This window comes from Streptomyces sp. NPDC044106 (assembly GCF_056433985.1).
Genome location: NZ_JBWKFZ010000028.1, coordinates 1 through 15,809, shown reverse-complemented (window position 1 = coordinate 15,809; position 15,809 = coordinate 1). Strand labels below are relative to the sequence as shown.

Here is a 15,809-nt window from a genome sequence, read left to right as displayed (position 1 = left end):
GGGGTCGTGGACATGTCCTCATGGTTCATGTCGCAGGTCGGTGACGTGCAATTTTGTCATTTTGAGAATCTGTCACGTGGGTCTCGGCGAGTCTCGGCGAATCTCGTGGCGCCGGTTTTCGATGGCCTGTTCTGCGGGCCGGGTAGGTTCGAGGCGTCGACAGGAACACCGGCCGGTTCCGGCCATGTTGGCGGGTCCCGCAGCTTGCGTCGTGCGGGTTGCAGCTCTACCCGCCTGACGGGAAGTCCAAGGTCACGCCATAGCCGGGACCTGCAACAGTTGAGAACTTAGGCCCTAACTTTTCAACACTTAGTGATCTGTTGCCTTTCCAGATCGCGATCGTGCTTCGTGTCTTATACCTGCCGCCCCGGTAGGTTCCAGGAACGCGAAACGGCCGGGCTTCCGCCCGGCCGCCGCGACCAGCGAGTCATCACCTCGCTAATCATCAACCCGCTCCTACCAGAGAGAAGGTTTCACGGATGACTTTAGTGCATAGCGAAACGCGGAAAAGCAACGCGGATAGCGGTTCGCCGACTGCGGCTGCCTCTCCCACCCCTCGTCTGGTGCCGGCTTTGATCGGTCGTCCGGGCCGCACCCAAACGATCTTCGTGCCTTGCCCGGAATTCTGCACCGAGCCGCACGCCGTCGAGCCTGAGGTGGCGGTCGAGGACATCACGCACTACTCGGACCTGTCGTTCATGCAGGTGCCGACGCTGCTGTCGGAGGACGCGCACTCCGAGCTGTACTGCCGCGTGACGTCCGACCCGGTCAGCCCCGACCCCCGCATGCGGGCCGCGCACGTCCTGTACGGCGACGGGTCCGGCGTGGATGCCTTCCTGACGCCGGAGATGGCGGATGCGACTGCGGACGACCTGGTCGCGTTCGCGGAGGAGTTGCGGGCCAAGGCGCGAATTGCCCGGACTGCCTGACTGTTCCTGCGGCGCCTCGCCTTCTGGCGGGGCGCCGCTCTGCTACAGCGTTCTGATCCGGCTCGCCGGGCTTCGTGCTCTTGCGTCTCCGGTCTGTCCGCTCGCCTCTAAACTGGCGGCCGCCGCCACGAAAGGACCCTCCAATGCGCCCCGCTGAGTTCCGCGACTTCCTGGTCGATCTGCTGAAGAACAGCCCTGACGTGCAGCGTGTCGAGGTGTTGGACGACGGCCCGCATCCGTATGCCTTGTCGGTGACGGTGGCGGGCCGCGAGTCGCGGTGGCAGGTGATTGGGCAGCTGGCGGAGGGTGCGAAGCACGACACGCCGACCGCGGGCGTTCAGGGGTCTCCGCCGGCGTTCGTGGCGGCTCCGGTGTCGGGTGCGCCGGATGCCTGGCTGGCTGGGGTGATTGGTGCTGCGGAGTCTGCGGAGACGGAGTCGATTTCCGTGTGGTCGTCGGAGGAGGGCCGTAAGCCGGGCGTCACGGTGGTCTTCCACAATGGCGAGAAGGCTTTCGTGCGCCTCGCGTGAGCCCTTCCCGGACTGGCCTGCGGGCTGGACGGTGGTCTGGTCATCCCTCGTCGAGGAGGCCAGCGTGTGTGATCACGAGAGCGGCTGTCGGTTCGATCCGGGCGTGTGCCGGGCCTGCTGTCCGGTGTGCGGGGCTTTCGGGAGTGCGGAGCCGGGGCAGCCGACCGCGCAGCATCAGGCATACGGCAGCCGGGAGATGTGCCCGGGCAGCGGGCAGCCCGCGCAGTGAGTGAACTGTGAGGCCCTGGCCGGCATCCCGGCCAGGGCCTCGTCGCGTCTAGCCCTCGGTCCGGCCGCCTCTGCTGCGCTGTGTGGGCTCTTGGCGGCCCCGGGGCGCCGCGGGTGCCGCCTTTCGTCTCCCGGCGCCCGCGTGGCCCGTCCGGTTCGTAGGCTGCCGTCCGCTGCGCTCCGGTCGGATTCTGCCGGTATGGCGTCGATGGATCCCAAGGAGTTGTGGCGGACTGGTCAGGATCGGACGCAGCCGGTCAAGTGCCCGCGCTGCGGGCTGCCGTGGGAGCCGGTGCCGACAAACGACCACGACTGGGCCATGCTGGAGCCGGACTTTCACCCACCCGCGCATACGGTGCCGCCGCGGCAGCGTTGGTACGTGCGGCAGGGCTGGGCGGTGCAGGACGACTCGTGCCCGAGGCCGAGCCAGCAGTGTCGTATTGCGCATGCGCTGGCTTGCCCTGATCAGGAGCTGCCTGATCTGTGGGGTTGGCTGACGGCGCTCCGGGAGGAGAGTTGCCGCAGAGCGCAGCGGCTCTTCTGACTGCCGGACCGTCCTGGGTCCCTCGTTGGGCTTGAGTCTTCCCATCTCGGGGTCCCGCCCGGGCATGCGGGGGTACGGTCGTTTTATGGATGATGCGCGGCAGGATGCGGTTTCGAAGCCGCGGCCGGACTATCCGCCGAAGACGCCGCCGCCGCCGAAGAGGCCGCCGTCGCCGCCGCCTCCGGATCCGCCGACGAAGCGGGCTGCGGCGCCTCCTGTGCGCCGTCGTCCGGCGGCGTTAATCGCGAACCGGCGTGCGGCCAACTGGGCGTTGGAGAACGCTCCGTGGTCGGAGAAGAAGGCCGCGGTGCGGGTGGTGGAGCAGCTGCGCGCCTGGGGGTATCTCGGTGCTGCGGGGCAGCGGGAGAGGTACGCGGCGGTGGCCCGGCGTCTGGTCAGGGCCGCGCTGGGTGATGGAGGGCGGCGTATCACGGTGCATGTGGCCGATCAGGATGGCGCCGCACTCATCATGGCGTTGTCCCACCAGGACGGGCCTGCCCAGGCCGACGAGTCGTTCCTGCCCGCGGTCGCCGAGCTCGGTGTGTTGTCCTGCGGCGCGGACACTGATCGTGATGAGCCGGGCAATCGGCGGTGGGCCTTGCTGGAGCTGTGACCTGATCGCACGTGTTCCTCCAGGAGCCGCTTCGTCAGGTTGATCAGCCGCGTGTAGCGGTGGTCTTGCTCCAGCGTCGGAAGGTGTTCGCGATCAACCCAGGCCATGCGCGAATCTCCTCAAGCGAGGGGCCTGGCCACCGGCAGCGGCTCTCCTGCGTCTCAGGTGGGCGGGTTGAGGATGGCGACGAGGTTGATGCGCCCGGCTTCGTCGCTGATGAGGAGGACGGTGATGGCGCCGGGGAGGGCGGCTTCGCGCATGCGGACGGGTCCGTCGACGTCGAGTCCGTGGGGCTGGGTGGCGGCATCGGGGTCTTCTTCGAGCCGGGGAATCAGGTTGAAGAACGCGAACTGGGCTTCGGTCGGCAAGGAGCCGATGAGGTCGAGGGCGAGCGGGTCGCGCTCGAAATGCCAGGTCACGCCGCTGAGTGCCTTCGGTGTTGCCGCATGGTCTGCTCCCACTGGTCCCAGTCGGCCCGCGATTCCGGGGCCTCACGGTACTCGGGCGGTAGCTCTCCGTGGTGCGTCTTGGCGTATTCGAGGAGCGCTTCCAGCTGGGGGGCGGTCTCGTTCTGCCAGCGTTCGACGAAGGCCTGCCAGCGGGCGAGGACGTCGGGGAGCTCGGGGAGCGGGGTGAGGTTGACCTGGCGGAGGAACGTCTGCCGGGTGTCCGCGTTGGGGATCGCGTGGGCGATCGCGTCGATGGTCCAAGGCTGGTCGCTCATGCCGTCCTCCCGGGCTGTCGCGGTTGACATTATGACGGTACCGCCCGGGCGCGTGGGCGGGCGGCCGGTTCGCGTGACCGTCGGCGTAGGGCGCCGTTGTCCTGGCATGAACGTCGACGATGACCTTACGGCCGGCGATCCGTCGGCCCCGCTGCTGCCGGTCCTGTCCGTGGTCGAGGCCCAGGAGCTGATGCTGCTGCTGGCCGCGGTGCGGGACGGCGGTGCCCCGGATCGGGAGGTGGCCGGGCGGCTGCTGTCGGAGCTCGCCGCCCGGGTGCCGTCGACGGGGTGAATCAGGGCCGCCGGGTGACGTGGGCGAGGTCGGCGTCGAGGGCCTGATCGATGCGGTCGGTCACGCGCCCTCCTTGTCGGCGTTCCACCAACGCCGGTCATCAGCGGTAGCTTCGGTGATCGTCGGCCCGTCATGCTGCAGGGGCTGGCCACCTACAGCATCGGTGGCTTCGTGGAGGACTGCGCTGGCTTCCTCGATGGCAGCTTCACGGACGGCCGGATCGTCGTCTTCAAGCTGATCGATGGCACGGCGGTAGCGGGCGGACAAGTCGGGATCTCCGGCGATGACCGTGTTTCGCGCTGCAATGAGAAGTCGTATGCGCGCGTTGGTGATGATGTCCACGGTGTACAGGGCGGGCCGGTCGGTCATGCGGTGTCCTTCGTGGGTGCTGGGATGAGTCGGCGTCGCCGGACGATGCGGATGGCGGCGCCGCGGCGTTCGGCGAGGGGCATCCAGTCGATGTCGAGGCGGATGTACGCCTCGGAGAGGCGGGATTCGACCTGGTGCCGGGTTGTCCCGAGCCGTCGGGCGATTTCAGCGAGGGTCTTGGCGCCGTCAGCCGCGGTGAGGACGTCGATTTGGCGGGGGGTGAGCGGCAGGCGCACCGGGCCACGCTCACGCGGTTCGGGTGTGGGGTGGCGGGGGCGTCCGTCGATGAGGCCGAGCCGGCAGGCGAGGAGGACGAGGTGTGGGCTGTTCAGGGCGCCGATTTTCCCCATGGTGCGGGTGACTGTGGCGGTGACTGCTCCGCGGGTGATGGCCAGTTCTTCGGCGATTTCTTTGTGTGCGTAGCCGTCGGCGATGTACTGGAGGATGGTGCGTTCGTGGCTGGTGAGGCGTGGTGGGGGTGTCACAGCAGTTCCTCCACGGGCATGTCCTGCATGTCTGCCCGTTGCTCCTCGGTGATGTGCTGCCCGCGTATGTCGGCGGGCCGCTGGGAGGCGGTGAGGGCCGCGTACACGGCGGCGAAGCGGGCGGCGGGACTGGTCATGTGGTCCTCCTGTGCTTGGCGGGGCGCCGGTCGCGGCGCGGCAGGGGCCGACGCGGGCGCTGAGACGCCTCCACAGGGTCGTCGGTCATCGCTGCTCCCGCTGGTCGAGAAGTTCGGCGTCGTGGAGGGCAGGCCGCCCAGTCGCTTCGGTCGCTGCCACGGCGAGGAGTTCGGCGTCGGTGAGGCGGCGGGGCCCGGTCATGCGGCGTCCTTCCGGGCGGTGGCGGGGATGTCGAGTTCGTCGAAGCGGATGAGGCTCCGGCGGAGGGCGATGACGACGGCATGGGTGCGTGAGCGGGCGCCGAGCCGGATCGCCGCTTCCTTCATCCGCAGGTGGATGCCCTGTTCGGTGCTGTTGAGCCGGTGGGCGATCTGGCGGCTGCTGTAGCCGGACGCGGCGAGACGGAGCGCCGCGATCTGACCGGGGCTGAGCGGCTGGCCAAGGATGCTGGGGCGGTTCACGGCGCCCCTCCCCCGATGACGGCTGCGGCGACGGCGGGACTGGTCATGCGGGCCTCCTCGTGGCGGGCCGTCCGCCCGCCACGTTCTTGATCGTGCCGTCGGGTTTGAGGTGGCCGTCGGCGGTGGCGAGCATGCGGACGGCGCGGGCGATCACATCGCCCTTGGCCTGCCCGCGATAGCAGCGGGCCAGGATCTCGGCCGTCCGCACGTCGAGGTACGGGGGAAGCTTCGCGGCGGTCACGGCTGCACCTCGGGGTCAATCAGGTTGGAGGCTTCGGTCACGCCTCGACAGAAGTCGCAGTTCGGGTCGCAGTGGGCGCGTCGCGGCACCCCACCGACACCGAAGTAGGCCCGCTGCTGCCCGGCGAGTTCGTGGGCGTGCTGCCGCAGAACCTCGCGGGCCGCATGCTCGGCCTGCTCGGGGGCGTGGGCGACGGAGAGGAGACCGATCAAGATGGCCTCGATGTTCACGGGCACGTCGTGCTCCTTGCGGTCGGGTGCGGGGCGGCGGCCGGAACCACCGCCCCGGAAGGCTTCAGTCGTCGGCTTCGGCGCCGCATCGACGGCACTCGTTGCCGTGGCCGACGGGCGGGTAGTCGTGCTCAGGCCAGGAGTTGCCGGTGGCGTCGACGCACTCGTCCTCTGGCGGGAAGTACTCATGCTTGGAGCCGCCGACGGGCGGCAGGTAGCCGGTCATCACCCCTCCCCCGCCTGGGCCTGCCGCGCCTCAACGGCTCCGGGGCAGGTGGTGGGTGCCTCGCTGCTGATCCGGTCCGTGAGCGGCAGCTCGAACGGGGTTCGGCCGCAGCAGGGGGTGAGGCCGGAGCCATCGGGCGGGCAGCCGTGCACAGTCTCGGCGGGCTGACCCTCGTCGGCCTGCCTGTGTCGCTGCTGCAGCGTGTAGTCGGTAGTCCCCGGGCGGGCGTCGGACGCGTCCCACAGCTCGGGCTGCTGCGCCTCGTCGGCCATGCGGCGGAGGTGCCTGGCGGCCTCCTTCCAGGTGCAGAGTGCGCAGTCGCCGCAGGTGCAGTCCTCGGCGTCGAACTGGTCACTGATGCTGTCGAGTTCGACCGCTGCGGCCCGCCACTCGGCGGCCCGGTCGGCGGGTGCGGGGAGGGCGGCCAACTCGCCTTCCAGGGTGAACCGCCGCACCCCGTCGGTGACGGTGCCCGCGAACTCGACGAGAGGCCGCGACCAGACGCGCCTGTGTTCGTCGCGGTAGACGACCACCGGGGCGCCGGTGCCGGTGTCCTCAGCGACGGCGAGGACGGTGTACTGGCCGCCCTTGTAGTGGCGGTACATCTCGCCAGGTGCGGGCGAGTCGTCGGCCGCCTCCCCGCGCTGCAGGTCGTCGGCGAGGCGCTGCAGTCCGGCCTGCGCGTCGAACGGACGGCGGGCCTCGGGGAGGCAGGCCAGGACGGCGTCACGGATGGCGTCCTCCGGCCGCTGGTCACCGAGCCCATCCCGCCAACGGTCGAACACGTCCTCGATGGCGGCGACGATGCGCTCGCGGAGGTCGGCGTCGGCGGGCTGGTCGGTCACTTGGCGTCCTCCTTCGTGTCGGCCCCGCCGTCAGTAGGGGCGGTGAGGCCATAGCGGGGGTAGTCGGTGAGGGGCACGGTGAGGCCGTACAGCGGGTGACCGCTCTCCTCAACGGAGGCGGCGGGCTCGATGGACTCGTTCATGGTCAACTCCAGGTCAGTCGTGGTGGGATGTCCGGGCTGGCCTCCGCCTGATAGCTGCAGGCGGAGGCCAGCACCAGGGATCACGGGGCGGGGACCAGCCGGGCAGGGCAGAAGCGGGCGCCGCCGTTGCCGCCGACGAGGTCGAGGTACATGAACTCGCCGTAGGTACGCTCGCCGTTGACCCGGAAGAAGCAGTCGGCGAAGTGGCCGCGACCGAGCTTCTCCAGGACCGGCTTCAGGTACGGGATCGCATGCTGGGCTACGGTCCGGGCAGATTCCGTCGGGTCGTCCCAGTCGACGGTGATCGGCGGTACCGGGTACTCGTCGCCGAGCTTGCCGAACTCGATGCGGTAGGTGGTCATCGGGTGCTCCTTCGGGTCGGGTTGGGGATCACGGGGTGGGCTTGCAAGCGGGGCAGAGGTCGACGAGTCGGCCGCCACGGCGTCGGAGCGTCCAGCCGTCCCTGTGGCCGTCGGCGCGGACCTGCGCGGCGGTGAGGGAGCTGAAGCAGGCGGAGACCGCTGCGGAGTTCGGGCAGTCGCGGGAGGCGTCGGGGCCGTCGCAGGAGATCTCGACGCCGAGGGCGTGGGCGGTCACCGCTGCACCGCCTGCGGCTTGGCGTGGACGGCGAACCCGCCGTCGGGGTGCCGGATGATCCAGTCCCCGAAGTAGGCGACGACCCGGCCCTCGTCAGCTCCGATGCGCAGGCCGACAACCTGCAACTTGCCGTCGACTTCCTGCCAGTAGCTCTTGGCGAACACCCCGTACTGGTCGATGTCGTTGTCGACTGACGCGATGTTCCGGGGCAGCAGCTTCCAGGTGCGGCAGCCCGCGACCTCTGCCTCGACGAGCGGCTGGCAGTGCTCGCACTCGTCGCGGACGTCGGTGAGGTTGCCGTGCTCGTCCACGTCCCAGTCGGCGACGTCGCCGAGGTACTGGGCGCAGCCGTTGCAGCAGCGCTTCAGGTGGATCGTCGTGGAACCGTCGGGGTTCTGCCGGTCGGGCGTGTTGGTGCGCATTCGAGTGGTCACTGGTCTTCTCCTTCGGTGGGTGCGGGCGCTTCGAGGCCGAGTTGGACGGCGGCGAGGTCGACGGCTTCGCGGATCGACAGGTCGCCGTCGGATGCTGCGCGGAGGGCGAGGGCCCGGGTGTGGAGGTCGTCGGCGAGGGCGAGTTGGGCGGGGCTGAGGGCTCGGCGGCGTGGGCGACGGGTTGGCGCCCATCGGGAGTCGGGGGCTTCGGTGTCAGTCATGCGGGCCTCAATTCGGCGAGTGGCGGGGCCGTGGACGGCCCTTCGGGGGACGACTGGCGCCCGGGGTCTCCAGGGCGTGAAAGCGGCTTAGACGGGCGCTGAGAGCTTCGGGGGTGAGGCGGGAAGCCCTGAGAGCCCCTGAGAGGCGACGGGAAGACTCGGAACGGGCCGGGCGCCACTCGATGCCTTAGAGGCGCCCTGAGGGCCGCCAGGAGACCGCGACGGGGCCTCGATTGGGGTGACCGGAGATTCCGGGAGCGCCAACACCCCCGCACCCACGGCCACACAGCGGCCCGGTCCCCCATCCAGCCACCGCATCCACGCGCGGCATCAGCACGGCGGGCATCAGGCGGCCTCGCCCCGGAGCGCGGCGAGCAGCTGCTCACGGTTGGCGGCCTGACGGGCAGGCGAGAGCGGCATACGACCCGCGGGCGGCTTGTAGTTGCGGACCTGCCCGGTGGGGACAGCTTCGGCGTACAGGCGGCCGAGGAGATCGGCGGGCGGCAGACGCAGAGCCCGACGGGCGCGGGCCACGGTCTCCACGGCACAGGGCAGGCGCGCGGCGATCGACGCGTTGGTGTGCCCCTCGCGGATCAGGGCGGCTATGTCGGCACGGACTTTCATGCGGCGACTTCCTTCGCTTCCTGCGTGCGGCGGTCGTGGACGGTGACGCGGGCCCACCCGTTGTCGTGGCAGTCGATGCCGGGCTCGACCTGGCAGGCCGGGCAGCAGGCGGTGAGCTGCGCCCAGGCGGAGATCCGCTGCGGGTGCGGCTCGGTGAGCTGCCTGCCGGATGCGCGGAGCACGCACGGCCGGTGGGCGGGCGCCGCGCAGTGCGGGCAGGGGACGGCGCGGGCGGGATGCTGACTGGCGCGCACGAAGTGCCGCAGCGACTCGGGCATCGGAGCACCGGAACGGATCGTCATCGGGGGCCTCCGTTCAGGGCTCGGGCGATGGCGAGCACGTGGTTGACGAGGGCTGGCGGCCATGTGCCTTCCTCCGCGTGGTGGGCGCCGAGCAGCAGGAGATCGACGAGGGGCTGCTGGACGGCGTCTGCGGAGAGGCGGATTTCGGCGGGGCTGAAGTCGGCGAGGTCGGCGGCGGCTCGGATCTCTTCGGCGGGTGTCATCGGTTCTCCTTGGGGCATTGGCCGCAGTCGCAGGGCTGGTCGGGTCGGTTGATCTCGTTGCTGTAGTGCCGGGTTGCTGCACGCCACACGTGGGCGGGTATCTGCCGTTCAGGCGGCGGGCCGGGAGGACTGCAGCCGGGCGGCCAGGCGCCGGGCTTGTGTCCGGACGGCTTCAACACCGGCTTCTTCGCCGCGGGTTCACGCCGGGCGCGGCCGATGTCGATCTGCGCCCGCAACAAGGCCCGAAGCTCACCGCGGCCCTCGTTGCGAATCGCCTTGATGTCGTCGACCTGAAGGCCGTCGTCGTCCGGGATCGCAGCGTCGCTCATGACGCCTCCTCGACGATCTCGGCGTCCACGACGTCGTCGCTTGCAAGGTGCTGGGCCGCCCGGTCGCGGACCCGCTGCTCCTGCGCGGCCCGCTCCTCGGCGGGAAGTTCTTCACGGCCTTCAGCGGCGCGGCGGCGGGCGGAGTGCGGGGTGGCGCGCGGCTTGCCGAGCGGACGCTTCTCGTCACCGCTGGGCGTCTTGCACGGCTTGCCTATCGCGGCCGAGCAAGCAGGGCACTCCACACCCAGCGGACCGGAACGCTTCACCGACTCGACGACCTCAGCTTCGGCCGCGCCTTCGTCGTCGACGATGCGGTTGCCGGTCCAGCCGTGGGCATCGAGCTCGGCCATGAACTCTCGCGACGGGCCGCCGGTGAGCGCCGGCTGGCCTGTGGGCCCGGCGACACGGCCGGCGGCGATGGCCTGCACTTGGCCCTTGTAGCGGGCCAGGAACTCGCGGGGCGTCTCGTCGGGCAGCGGCTCGTACTGGAAGTTCTCGAGGCGTGCCGAGCGGATCTTCGAGCGGAGCGAGCGGACGTGATGCGGCAGGATCCACAGCTTCGCGTTCGGATCCTGCGGCGGCGTCGTGTAGTAGGCAGCAATAGCGGCCTTGGCGTCCGCGTCGAGCGGGACGTCCTGGAGGGCTGCTGCCCAGGCGACGGCGGCACCCTGACTGGGCTTGCGGTTGTCGAACGCTGCACAGTGGCCCAGCAGTTCGGCGGCCTCTCGTGGATTCATGCGGAGTCCTCGGATTCGATGGGGAAGGAAGCGGCAACAGCGGCCCAGCCGGCGAGGTTCGCGTCGCCACCGGGGAGCGGTTGGCCGGAAGCGATGTCGACGACGGTCGCCGCCTGGCTAGCTCTGCGGATCTTGGAGAAGGCGAACTGCAGCGAGTTGGCGCTGACGGGCGAGCTGGTGTTGCCGAGCTGCTCGAGGGCGTCCCACAACTCGTCGGGGTCGGTCTCGTTGCTGAGCGCGTCAGCGATGGTCGTGCGGACCTGGCGGCGCCTGTAGGAGTTGCCGCGGGCGTACCGCTCGAGGAAGGCGTCGGCCATTCGGTCGGGCAGGGGCTTTTCTTCTGCCTGTGCCACGGCGGGGCTGCCGGCCGGCTGCCGGGGGGTAGGGGGGGTTCCCTTCCCTTCCCTGTTCCCTTCCTTTCCTTTCCTTTCCGTCAGTGAATGGTTCATGGAAGGAAACTCACCGTCGGTACCCGTGGGGACGTGAAAGTTCGACGGAGCGTGAGATTCATTCACTGGGTCATTCAGTGAACCGTTCACTGACTCATTCAGTGAATCCTCAATGCCTGCCAGCCCGGCGGGCGGAATGAAGCCATCCTCGCCGTCAGTGGACCCTCGGCTCCGGCCACAGACTCGGTGCACGGCACGGACGTTGGACGGGTGATCGGTGCCCCCCGCGGCCACCGGACGGATATGGTCGACCCACAGGTTGTGATCGTCATTCGCGACCAAGCGACGCGGGATCTCGCCACCGCACAGCTGGCACACCCAGCCGTCCCGGCGGGCGTACATCTCCCGCACCTGCCAGGCACCAGTCGGCGGCGGCGGCAGCTTGCTCCGCTGCGGCCGGTTGATCCGCTGATGCTTACGGAAGTTGACGATCACAGCCATCTGCTGGCGAGCGGCGCCCCCGATGAAGGGGAAGACGACCCCTGCGTCGGCAAGGCACTGCATGAGCTTGCCGACGTGGGCAATGGCCAGGTCGTCGTCGTACATGAACGCCTGCGCCTTGATGTAGGCGGGTGTCCACCTCAAGAGCCCCTCGTCGTCCGCCATGTTGAACGTGGCGATGAACAGCAGCCGCGCGTCACGCGGCATGATGCCGAGGAGCTCGTCTTCCCAGAACTCGGGCTTCACGGTGCGGATACGGGGCATCAGTCCTGCACCTCATCCGCATCGGAGAGGTAGGCCAGGATGTTGCCGTCGTTCTCGGCGCCCGCCCGTCGCGCCGCATCCCTCAACTGCTCGATCGTCAGGCCAGCCTCGAGCCCCTGGGACAGAGCGTCCTTGAACTCCTGCGGCGTGGCGTCGGGCTCGACGCCATCTGTGCTGGCGTCGCGGACCGCTTCACACCAGGCATCGCCGACGCTGCCGAGTTCACGCCACCCTTCGAGGATGCTCTGCATGAGCTCGCGGTCTTCTTGCTCGAGAATCTCGCGTGCCTTGTCCTGGAGTTCGCGGACTCGGCGCCACGCGACGCCGCAGCAGTAGCGGAATTCGTCCTTGACGCCCGGGGTGGTCATCGCCGCTTCGACGATGTCGGGCCACATCCAGTCGGGCAGGCCTGCGACGCGGAGGGCCTCGACGCTCTGCTTCCAGTTGCCGGGGAGGGGTGTCACGTTCACGCCTGGCTGCCAGACGTCGGCCCATGAGTCCCAGGACTTTGCGAACGTCTTCCAGGCGGCTTCCTGCTCATCGCGCTTTCCCGCTTGGATGCTGGCTGCGACCTCGAGTGCACGGCCCCAGCGCAGTTGGTGCTCCTGAACGTTGGCCACGATGGTCGCGTCGGGGGTGACCGAGCTTTTCCCGCTGTTGCAGGGCTCGCAGCTGGTGACGAGGTTGTCGGGGGTGTCGGTGCCGCCGAGCGCGACCGGGGTGACGTGATCGACGCGCAGCGGGACGTCCGGGGCGGACGCGCCGCAGTAGCGGCAGGTGTGGTTGTCCCTGCGGAAGATCTCGAAGCGGAGGCGCTTAGAGACGGCCATGGGGTTCTCTTCTTCCTGGCGTTGCGGATATGGCGGTGCGTGCGGGTCGGGTCCCGGCGCGGCGGCCGGCTCAGGCGGCTGGTGCGGCAGACTCGTGAACGGCGCATACCGGGGTCAATTACCAGCCTGAGCTGGGGGTTTGTGTACGCGGGAGGCGTGCACAAACCCCGTGCCTCATCGGCCTGATCGGGGCGGGGGCGCGCGACGCGACCCTGTGCTTCCGCTCATGCGGCCATCGCCTCAAGGTCGGCGCACAGCAGCCGGCGGTAGCCCTCGACGGCCTGGCGGGTGACGACGCCGTTTCCGAGGATCTTGAGCTGCGGGTTGCGGGGCAGTCCGAGGCCGGTGACCCAGCCTTCGGGCAGCCCCATCAGCCACTCGACGAACGCGGGATTGAGCCGCCGGTTGCCGCGGTCCCCGGGCTCGGTGGGCAGCGGCGCGGGGCGGCCGAGGACCGCTTCCCAGCGGCGGATGGCGGGCCCATAGTCGATGCCCTCAGCGGTCACCCACGACTGATCGGCCATGCGGACGGCGATGGACAGCGGAGTGCCCATACCGTTGCCGTTGATTCCCTTGGCGCGGTTGCGGTCGCGCCGGGCGAGCCAGGACTTGATGCCTTCACCGTCGTTGAAGTTCCCGGCGGACGGGGACGGGAGCAGCCTCAGGCGGGCTCCTGCTCCATCCGCTCCGTCGGCGGCGCCAGCAGGAACACGACCTCGTCCTCCAGCGTCGGCCCGTGCCCGCCTGCCTTCCGCTTCGCCGGATGCTGCGGCCCACCGTTCACGCCAAGCTGCGACGTCGGGGTCTTCAGCAGCGGGGTACGCGAGGCCGAACCAGCGGTCCCGGGGGTGCGGCGCCCCGACGACGTCTTCACCAGCTCGTACACACGTCCATCGGATGCCGTACCCGATCGCGGCCAGGTCGGCGACGACTTCGCCGAGGCCGCGCGACCGGATGCCCGCCACGTTTTCCAGGAAGACGAGGCGAGGTCGAATGACGCGAACAGCCTGAGCAACGTTCTTCCAGACCGCCGAGCGGGCATCGAGGAGTCCTTTCCGGAGGCCGGCGTTGGAGAGCCCCTGACAGGGGAAGCCGGCGGCGATGGTGTCGATCTGGTGCCGGGCGGCGACCCCAGCCCAGTCGGTCTTCTTGATGTCGCCGAGGTTCTCGGCGTGCGGGAAGCGGGCGGCCATGACCTGCCCGGCGAACGGGTCGTTCTCGGCGTAGACCAACGTCTTGTTGCCGGTGATCTGCTCGACGGCCAGGTCGAGGCCGCCGTAGCCGGAGCAGAGGCTGAGGTTCGTCATGCGGCCACCTCCAGCACGCGTCCGCGGGCGCGGGTGACGGTGCGTTCGTGGCAGCCGAGCTGGAAGGCGATCTCCTTGGCGCTCTTGCCGGCACGTGTGAGGCGGGCGACCTCGTCGTCGTCCACTTCGGTCTTCCGCCCGACGCCGGTCCTGCGCCTGAGGTTTTCGGGCAGGCAGTCCGGGTCGTCGATCTCGTCCCAGGCGAGCGGCCCATACCAGCCCTTGTTCTTCGCCGCTGTGGCGATCTGCTTCATGCGGCCAGGCCGGGTGGAGAGGAGCTTGTATACGGAGGCGACCTTGCGGGCTTCTGCGGGGCGGACGACGTCGGTCTTACCGCGGGCGATGAACCCGAGCCGGTCCTCGCCGACCCCGGTGAGTTCGGCGATGTCCGGCCAGGCGTGCCCGAGGACAGCGAGGGCGCGGAGCCTGCGCATGGTGCCCGTCGCGTTGACGCGCTCGCCGCGGTCGGTACGGATGACGGGGACAACCGGGATGGACAGGATCGCGGCGGCGATACGCCGGTTGGTGCGGGGCAGCCCCTTGGTGATGAGGCTGATGGTGGAGCGGGAGACGCCCGAAGCTCGACCGACCTCTGCCTGCCACCAGCCGTTGGCCATGAGCCTGTCGACGTGGACGCGCACCTGCTCGGTGTCGTGCAGCCGGCGCTGGCCTTGGATGTGGTCCAGCTCCAGCTGCTTCTGGTAGCGGTAGTTGGCCTGCTTGCACTCGTCTCGTCGGCATCCGCGGAGGTAGCAGGCGCGGCTCGACTCGTGGGTCTCGGTGGCGTTCACAGCGGCTTCTCCTCTCGCGGCTGGTTGGCGTCGGCTTGGATTTCGCGGATGAGCTGGTTGGCGTCGATGAAGTCGCCGTAGAGGCGGCAACCGATCAGGGCGGCGAGGGAGCCGAAGAACAGCCAGGGGGCGGCGATCCAGATCCAGGTGAGGAGTTCGGCGAGGACCGTCCACGTGGTCAGCGCGTTGAGGAGGGCTTCCTTCATGCCGCGGCCCGCCTTGCTGCCTGTCGCTGGGCGGCGATGTGTCGCCCCTTCGCGGTGAGCTCCCACACGGCGATGCGGTGTCCGTGGGTGTCCTCGCTGGTGGAGGGCACCATCCGTCCGGTGTGCTGGATGATCCTGGCGGTGCGCAGCGAGTTGATGGCTGCCCCGAGGTAGCCCTCCCCCAGGTCGGGGAGGACGTCTCGGAAGTCGTTGCAGCTGAAGTCGACGACGTTGGCGCCGAAGTGGAGGACGGCTTGCTCGACGAGGAACCGGTCCCATTCGGAGTGGCGGGCGATGTCGTCGAGGAGGGCGTCCTTCTCGGTCGACGCAAGCCGCTCGGCGACGGTGAGGTGCTTGGTCATGACTCGTCCTCCTCGTCTTCTTCGGCCTCGCACTCGGCGATGGCTCGGGCGCAGTTGGACTCGTCGTCGTCGAGGAAGTCGAGGTCGCAGCCGGTGCCGCAGTCGGGGCAGGCGAAGCCGTTGCAGTCGGGGGCAGCGCAGCCTGAGAAGTAGGCGTCGCCCTCGCAGTCGGGGCAGCCGCGGGCATCCGGGACGGTGTGCTCAGAGAGGGGATCGACGATGGAAGCGGTGACGTCGCGGCCCCCGAGGGGGACGGTGAACTCGATCTCTGCCATGGGTGTGGTCTCCTTGGGAGGGAGCCGGCCGCCTTGCCCGCGGCCGGCTCGAGCGTGTGCGGGCTAGTCGCTGGCGCCGGATTCGAGCTCGGGCCGCTGCGGGTACTCGGGGGCGACGTCGATGGCGTCGACCGTGACGTCCGTGCGGACGGTGCCGTCGTGGGCCATCGCGCGCGCCAGCTGGGCACTCTTCGGGAGGGCCTTGAAGTGGTTGCGCAGGACGGTCTTCTTGGCCATCTCGTCGTAGCTGTTGCGCCATGCCGGGCTGTTCTTGGAGGGCATCTTCTGGCGCCGCTCTTCGATCTCGTCCGGGTACATGACCTTGAAGGTCCGGCCACCGTTGACTAGGAGCTGTCCGGCCGATCATGTGACTGTCGCCTGATCTGCTCGTTGCGTCGGGCATGGGGCGGGGAGAACGCGGTGATCTGGCGGACGCGGA

Annotated in this window: 32 protein-coding genes and 1 pseudogene; 5 read left to right on the top strand and 28 right to left on the bottom strand. The window is 69.5% G+C overall.

All coding sequences use genetic code 11. From position 1 onward, the window contains the following. Positions 1-479 precede the first annotated feature (479 nt). The 4 genes from AC07DI_RS34775 (at position 480) to AC07DI_RS34760 (ending at position 2,844) form a co-directional block, all read left to right on the top strand. Positions 480-929, top strand: a complete 450-nt coding sequence (locus AC07DI_RS34775) for a DUF6907 domain-containing protein (RefSeq protein ID WP_478908676.1) — start codon at positions 480-482, stop codon at positions 927-929. 143 nt (positions 930-1,072) lie between these two features. After that, complete coding sequence (locus AC07DI_RS34770) at positions 1,073-1,459, top strand: hypothetical protein (protein ID WP_478908674.1); 387 nt, start codon at positions 1,073-1,075, stop codon at positions 1,457-1,459. A gap of 427 nt (positions 1,460-1,886) precedes the next feature. Next, the gene (locus tag AC07DI_RS34765; protein WP_478908673.1) at positions 1,887-2,231 is read left to right on the top strand and encodes a DUF6083 domain-containing protein; all 345 of its coding nucleotides are present in this window, start codon (positions 1,887-1,889) and stop codon (positions 2,229-2,231) included. Between the two features lie 85 nt (positions 2,232-2,316). After that, entirely contained in the window at positions 2,317-2,844 is a 528-nt protein-coding gene (locus tag AC07DI_RS34760; RefSeq protein WP_478908671.1) for a hypothetical protein, read from the top strand. A 161-nt stretch (positions 2,845-3,005) separates the two neighbouring features. Here AC07DI_RS34760 and AC07DI_RS34755 read toward each other — a convergent pair whose 3' ends face one another. Continuing rightward, a complete protein-coding gene (locus tag AC07DI_RS34755) occupies positions 3,006-3,263 on the bottom strand; it encodes a hypothetical protein (protein WP_478908670.1) in 258 nt (85 codons plus the stop codon). Then, the gene (locus AC07DI_RS34750) at positions 3,260-3,568 is read right to left on the bottom strand and encodes a hypothetical protein (protein ID WP_478908668.1); all 309 of its coding nucleotides are present in this window, start codon (positions 3,566-3,568) and stop codon (positions 3,260-3,262) included. The genes AC07DI_RS34755 and AC07DI_RS34750 overlap by 4 nt, the downstream gene beginning before the upstream one ends. Positions 3,569-3,674: 106 nt before the next feature. Between AC07DI_RS34750 and AC07DI_RS34745 the strand changes: the two genes are divergently transcribed. Beyond that, positions 3,675-3,860, top strand: coding sequence for a hypothetical protein (locus tag AC07DI_RS34745; protein WP_478908666.1), 186 nt, complete (start codon positions 3,675-3,677; stop codon positions 3,858-3,860). Positions 3,861-3,920: 60 nt separating this feature from the next. Here AC07DI_RS34745 and AC07DI_RS34740 read toward each other — a convergent pair whose 3' ends face one another. From AC07DI_RS34740 to AC07DI_RS34615, 26 genes and pseudogenes are all read right to left on the bottom strand, one after another. Further along, the gene (locus AC07DI_RS34740; RefSeq protein WP_478908665.1) at positions 3,921-4,229 is read right to left on the bottom strand and encodes a hypothetical protein; all 309 of its coding nucleotides are present in this window, start codon (positions 4,227-4,229) and stop codon (positions 3,921-3,923) included. Then, complete coding sequence (locus AC07DI_RS34735; protein ID WP_478908663.1) at positions 4,226-4,714, bottom strand: LuxR C-terminal-related transcriptional regulator; 489 nt, start codon at positions 4,712-4,714, stop codon at positions 4,226-4,228. Before AC07DI_RS34735 ends, AC07DI_RS34740 begins: the two co-directional genes overlap by 4 nt. Next, positions 4,711-4,851, bottom strand: coding sequence for a hypothetical protein (locus AC07DI_RS34730; protein ID WP_478908661.1), 141 nt, complete (start codon positions 4,849-4,851; stop codon positions 4,711-4,713). Before AC07DI_RS34730 ends, AC07DI_RS34735 begins: the two co-directional genes overlap by 4 nt. A gap of 198 nt (positions 4,852-5,049) precedes the next feature. After that, positions 5,050-5,313 (bottom strand): LuxR C-terminal-related transcriptional regulator, encoded by a 264-nt coding sequence (locus AC07DI_RS34725; protein ID WP_478908659.1) that lies wholly within the window; start codon positions 5,311-5,313, stop codon positions 5,050-5,052. Positions 5,314-5,356: 43 nt separating this feature from the next. Beyond that, positions 5,357-5,554: a hypothetical protein gene (locus AC07DI_RS34720; RefSeq protein ID WP_478908657.1), complete on the bottom strand. Its 198-nt coding sequence runs from the start codon at positions 5,552-5,554 to the stop codon at positions 5,357-5,359. Further along, positions 5,551-5,790, bottom strand: coding sequence for a hypothetical protein (locus AC07DI_RS34715; RefSeq protein WP_478908655.1), 240 nt, complete (start codon positions 5,788-5,790; stop codon positions 5,551-5,553). The genes AC07DI_RS34720 and AC07DI_RS34715 overlap by 4 nt, the downstream gene beginning before the upstream one ends. A gap of 58 nt (positions 5,791-5,848) precedes the next feature. After that, positions 5,849-6,010 carry a hypothetical protein gene (locus tag AC07DI_RS34710; protein ID WP_478908653.1) on the bottom strand — a complete coding sequence of 54 codons (162 nt, stop codon included), beginning with the start codon at positions 6,008-6,010 and terminating at the stop codon, positions 5,849-5,851. Then, entirely contained in the window at positions 6,010-6,855 is an 846-nt protein-coding gene (locus AC07DI_RS34705) for a DUF1653 domain-containing protein (RefSeq protein WP_478908651.1), read from the bottom strand. The genes AC07DI_RS34710 and AC07DI_RS34705 overlap by 1 nt, the downstream gene beginning before the upstream one ends. Then, complete coding sequence (locus AC07DI_RS34700; protein WP_478908649.1) at positions 6,852-6,998, bottom strand: hypothetical protein; 147 nt, start codon at positions 6,996-6,998, stop codon at positions 6,852-6,854. Before AC07DI_RS34700 ends, AC07DI_RS34705 begins: the two co-directional genes overlap by 4 nt. An 80-nt stretch (positions 6,999-7,078) precedes the next feature. Continuing rightward, positions 7,079-7,360, bottom strand: a complete 282-nt coding sequence (locus tag AC07DI_RS34695) for a hypothetical protein (RefSeq protein WP_478908647.1) — start codon at positions 7,358-7,360, stop codon at positions 7,079-7,081. Positions 7,361-7,388: 28 nt separating this feature from the next. Next, positions 7,389-7,595, bottom strand: coding sequence for a hypothetical protein (locus AC07DI_RS34690; RefSeq protein ID WP_478908645.1), 207 nt, complete (start codon positions 7,593-7,595; stop codon positions 7,389-7,391). After that, a complete protein-coding gene (locus AC07DI_RS34685) occupies positions 7,592-8,029 on the bottom strand; it encodes a hypothetical protein (protein WP_478908643.1) in 438 nt (145 codons plus the stop codon). Before AC07DI_RS34685 ends, AC07DI_RS34690 begins: the two co-directional genes overlap by 4 nt. Beyond that, complete coding sequence (locus tag AC07DI_RS34680) at positions 8,026-8,250, bottom strand: hypothetical protein (protein WP_478908641.1); 225 nt, start codon at positions 8,248-8,250, stop codon at positions 8,026-8,028. The genes AC07DI_RS34685 and AC07DI_RS34680 overlap by 4 nt, the downstream gene beginning before the upstream one ends. A 345-nt stretch (positions 8,251-8,595) precedes the next feature. Further along, entirely contained in the window at positions 8,596-8,874 is a 279-nt protein-coding gene (locus AC07DI_RS34675; protein WP_478908640.1) for a helix-turn-helix domain-containing protein, read from the bottom strand. Continuing rightward, on the bottom strand, positions 8,871-9,176 hold the full coding sequence (locus AC07DI_RS34670) for a zinc finger domain-containing protein (RefSeq protein ID WP_478908639.1): 306 nt from the start codon (positions 9,174-9,176) through the stop codon (positions 8,871-8,873). The genes AC07DI_RS34675 and AC07DI_RS34670 overlap by 4 nt, the downstream gene beginning before the upstream one ends. Further along, positions 9,173-9,379 carry a hypothetical protein gene (locus tag AC07DI_RS34665; RefSeq protein ID WP_478908637.1) on the bottom strand — a complete coding sequence of 69 codons (207 nt, stop codon included), beginning with the start codon at positions 9,377-9,379 and terminating at the stop codon, positions 9,173-9,175. Before AC07DI_RS34665 ends, AC07DI_RS34670 begins: the two co-directional genes overlap by 4 nt. Further along, complete coding sequence (locus AC07DI_RS34660) at positions 9,376-9,708, bottom strand: hypothetical protein (protein WP_478908636.1); 333 nt, start codon at positions 9,706-9,708, stop codon at positions 9,376-9,378. The genes AC07DI_RS34665 and AC07DI_RS34660 overlap by 4 nt, the downstream gene beginning before the upstream one ends. After that, complete coding sequence (locus AC07DI_RS34655) at positions 9,705-10,445, bottom strand: zinc finger domain-containing protein (protein ID WP_478908634.1); 741 nt, start codon at positions 10,443-10,445, stop codon at positions 9,705-9,707. The genes AC07DI_RS34660 and AC07DI_RS34655 overlap by 4 nt, the downstream gene beginning before the upstream one ends. Next, positions 10,442-11,599: an HNH endonuclease gene (locus AC07DI_RS34650; protein WP_478908632.1), complete on the bottom strand. Its 1,158-nt coding sequence runs from the start codon at positions 11,597-11,599 to the stop codon at positions 10,442-10,444. The genes AC07DI_RS34655 and AC07DI_RS34650 overlap by 4 nt, the downstream gene beginning before the upstream one ends. Beyond that, positions 11,599-12,429: an HNH endonuclease gene (locus tag AC07DI_RS34645; RefSeq protein ID WP_478908630.1), complete on the bottom strand. Its 831-nt coding sequence runs from the start codon at positions 12,427-12,429 to the stop codon at positions 11,599-11,601. The genes AC07DI_RS34650 and AC07DI_RS34645 overlap by 1 nt, the downstream gene beginning before the upstream one ends. Before the next feature lie 224 nt (positions 12,430-12,653). Continuing rightward, positions 12,654-13,736: a DNA cytosine methyltransferase gene (locus tag AC07DI_RS34640; RefSeq protein WP_478908629.1), complete on the bottom strand. Its 1,083-nt coding sequence runs from the start codon at positions 13,734-13,736 to the stop codon at positions 12,654-12,656. Then, on the bottom strand, positions 13,733-14,527 hold the full coding sequence (locus AC07DI_RS34635; protein ID WP_478908628.1) for a hypothetical protein: 795 nt from the start codon (positions 14,525-14,527) through the stop codon (positions 13,733-13,735). The genes AC07DI_RS34640 and AC07DI_RS34635 overlap by 4 nt, the downstream gene beginning before the upstream one ends. Continuing rightward, the gene (locus AC07DI_RS34630) at positions 14,524-14,733 is read right to left on the bottom strand and encodes a hypothetical protein (RefSeq protein ID WP_478908627.1); all 210 of its coding nucleotides are present in this window, start codon (positions 14,731-14,733) and stop codon (positions 14,524-14,526) included. Before AC07DI_RS34630 ends, AC07DI_RS34635 begins: the two co-directional genes overlap by 4 nt. Beyond that, on the bottom strand, positions 14,730-15,095 hold the full coding sequence (locus AC07DI_RS34625) for a hypothetical protein (RefSeq protein ID WP_478908625.1): 366 nt from the start codon (positions 15,093-15,095) through the stop codon (positions 14,730-14,732). The genes AC07DI_RS34630 and AC07DI_RS34625 overlap by 4 nt, the downstream gene beginning before the upstream one ends. Beyond that, entirely contained in the window at positions 15,092-15,370 is a 279-nt protein-coding gene (locus AC07DI_RS34620; protein WP_478908623.1) for a hypothetical protein, read from the bottom strand. Before AC07DI_RS34620 ends, AC07DI_RS34625 begins: the two co-directional genes overlap by 4 nt. A 63-nt stretch (positions 15,371-15,433) precedes the next feature. Continuing rightward, positions 15,434-15,706 (bottom strand): annotated as a pseudogene (locus tag AC07DI_RS34615) (recombinase RecT); the annotation flags it as partial. Positions 15,707-15,809: the final 103 nt, after the last annotated feature.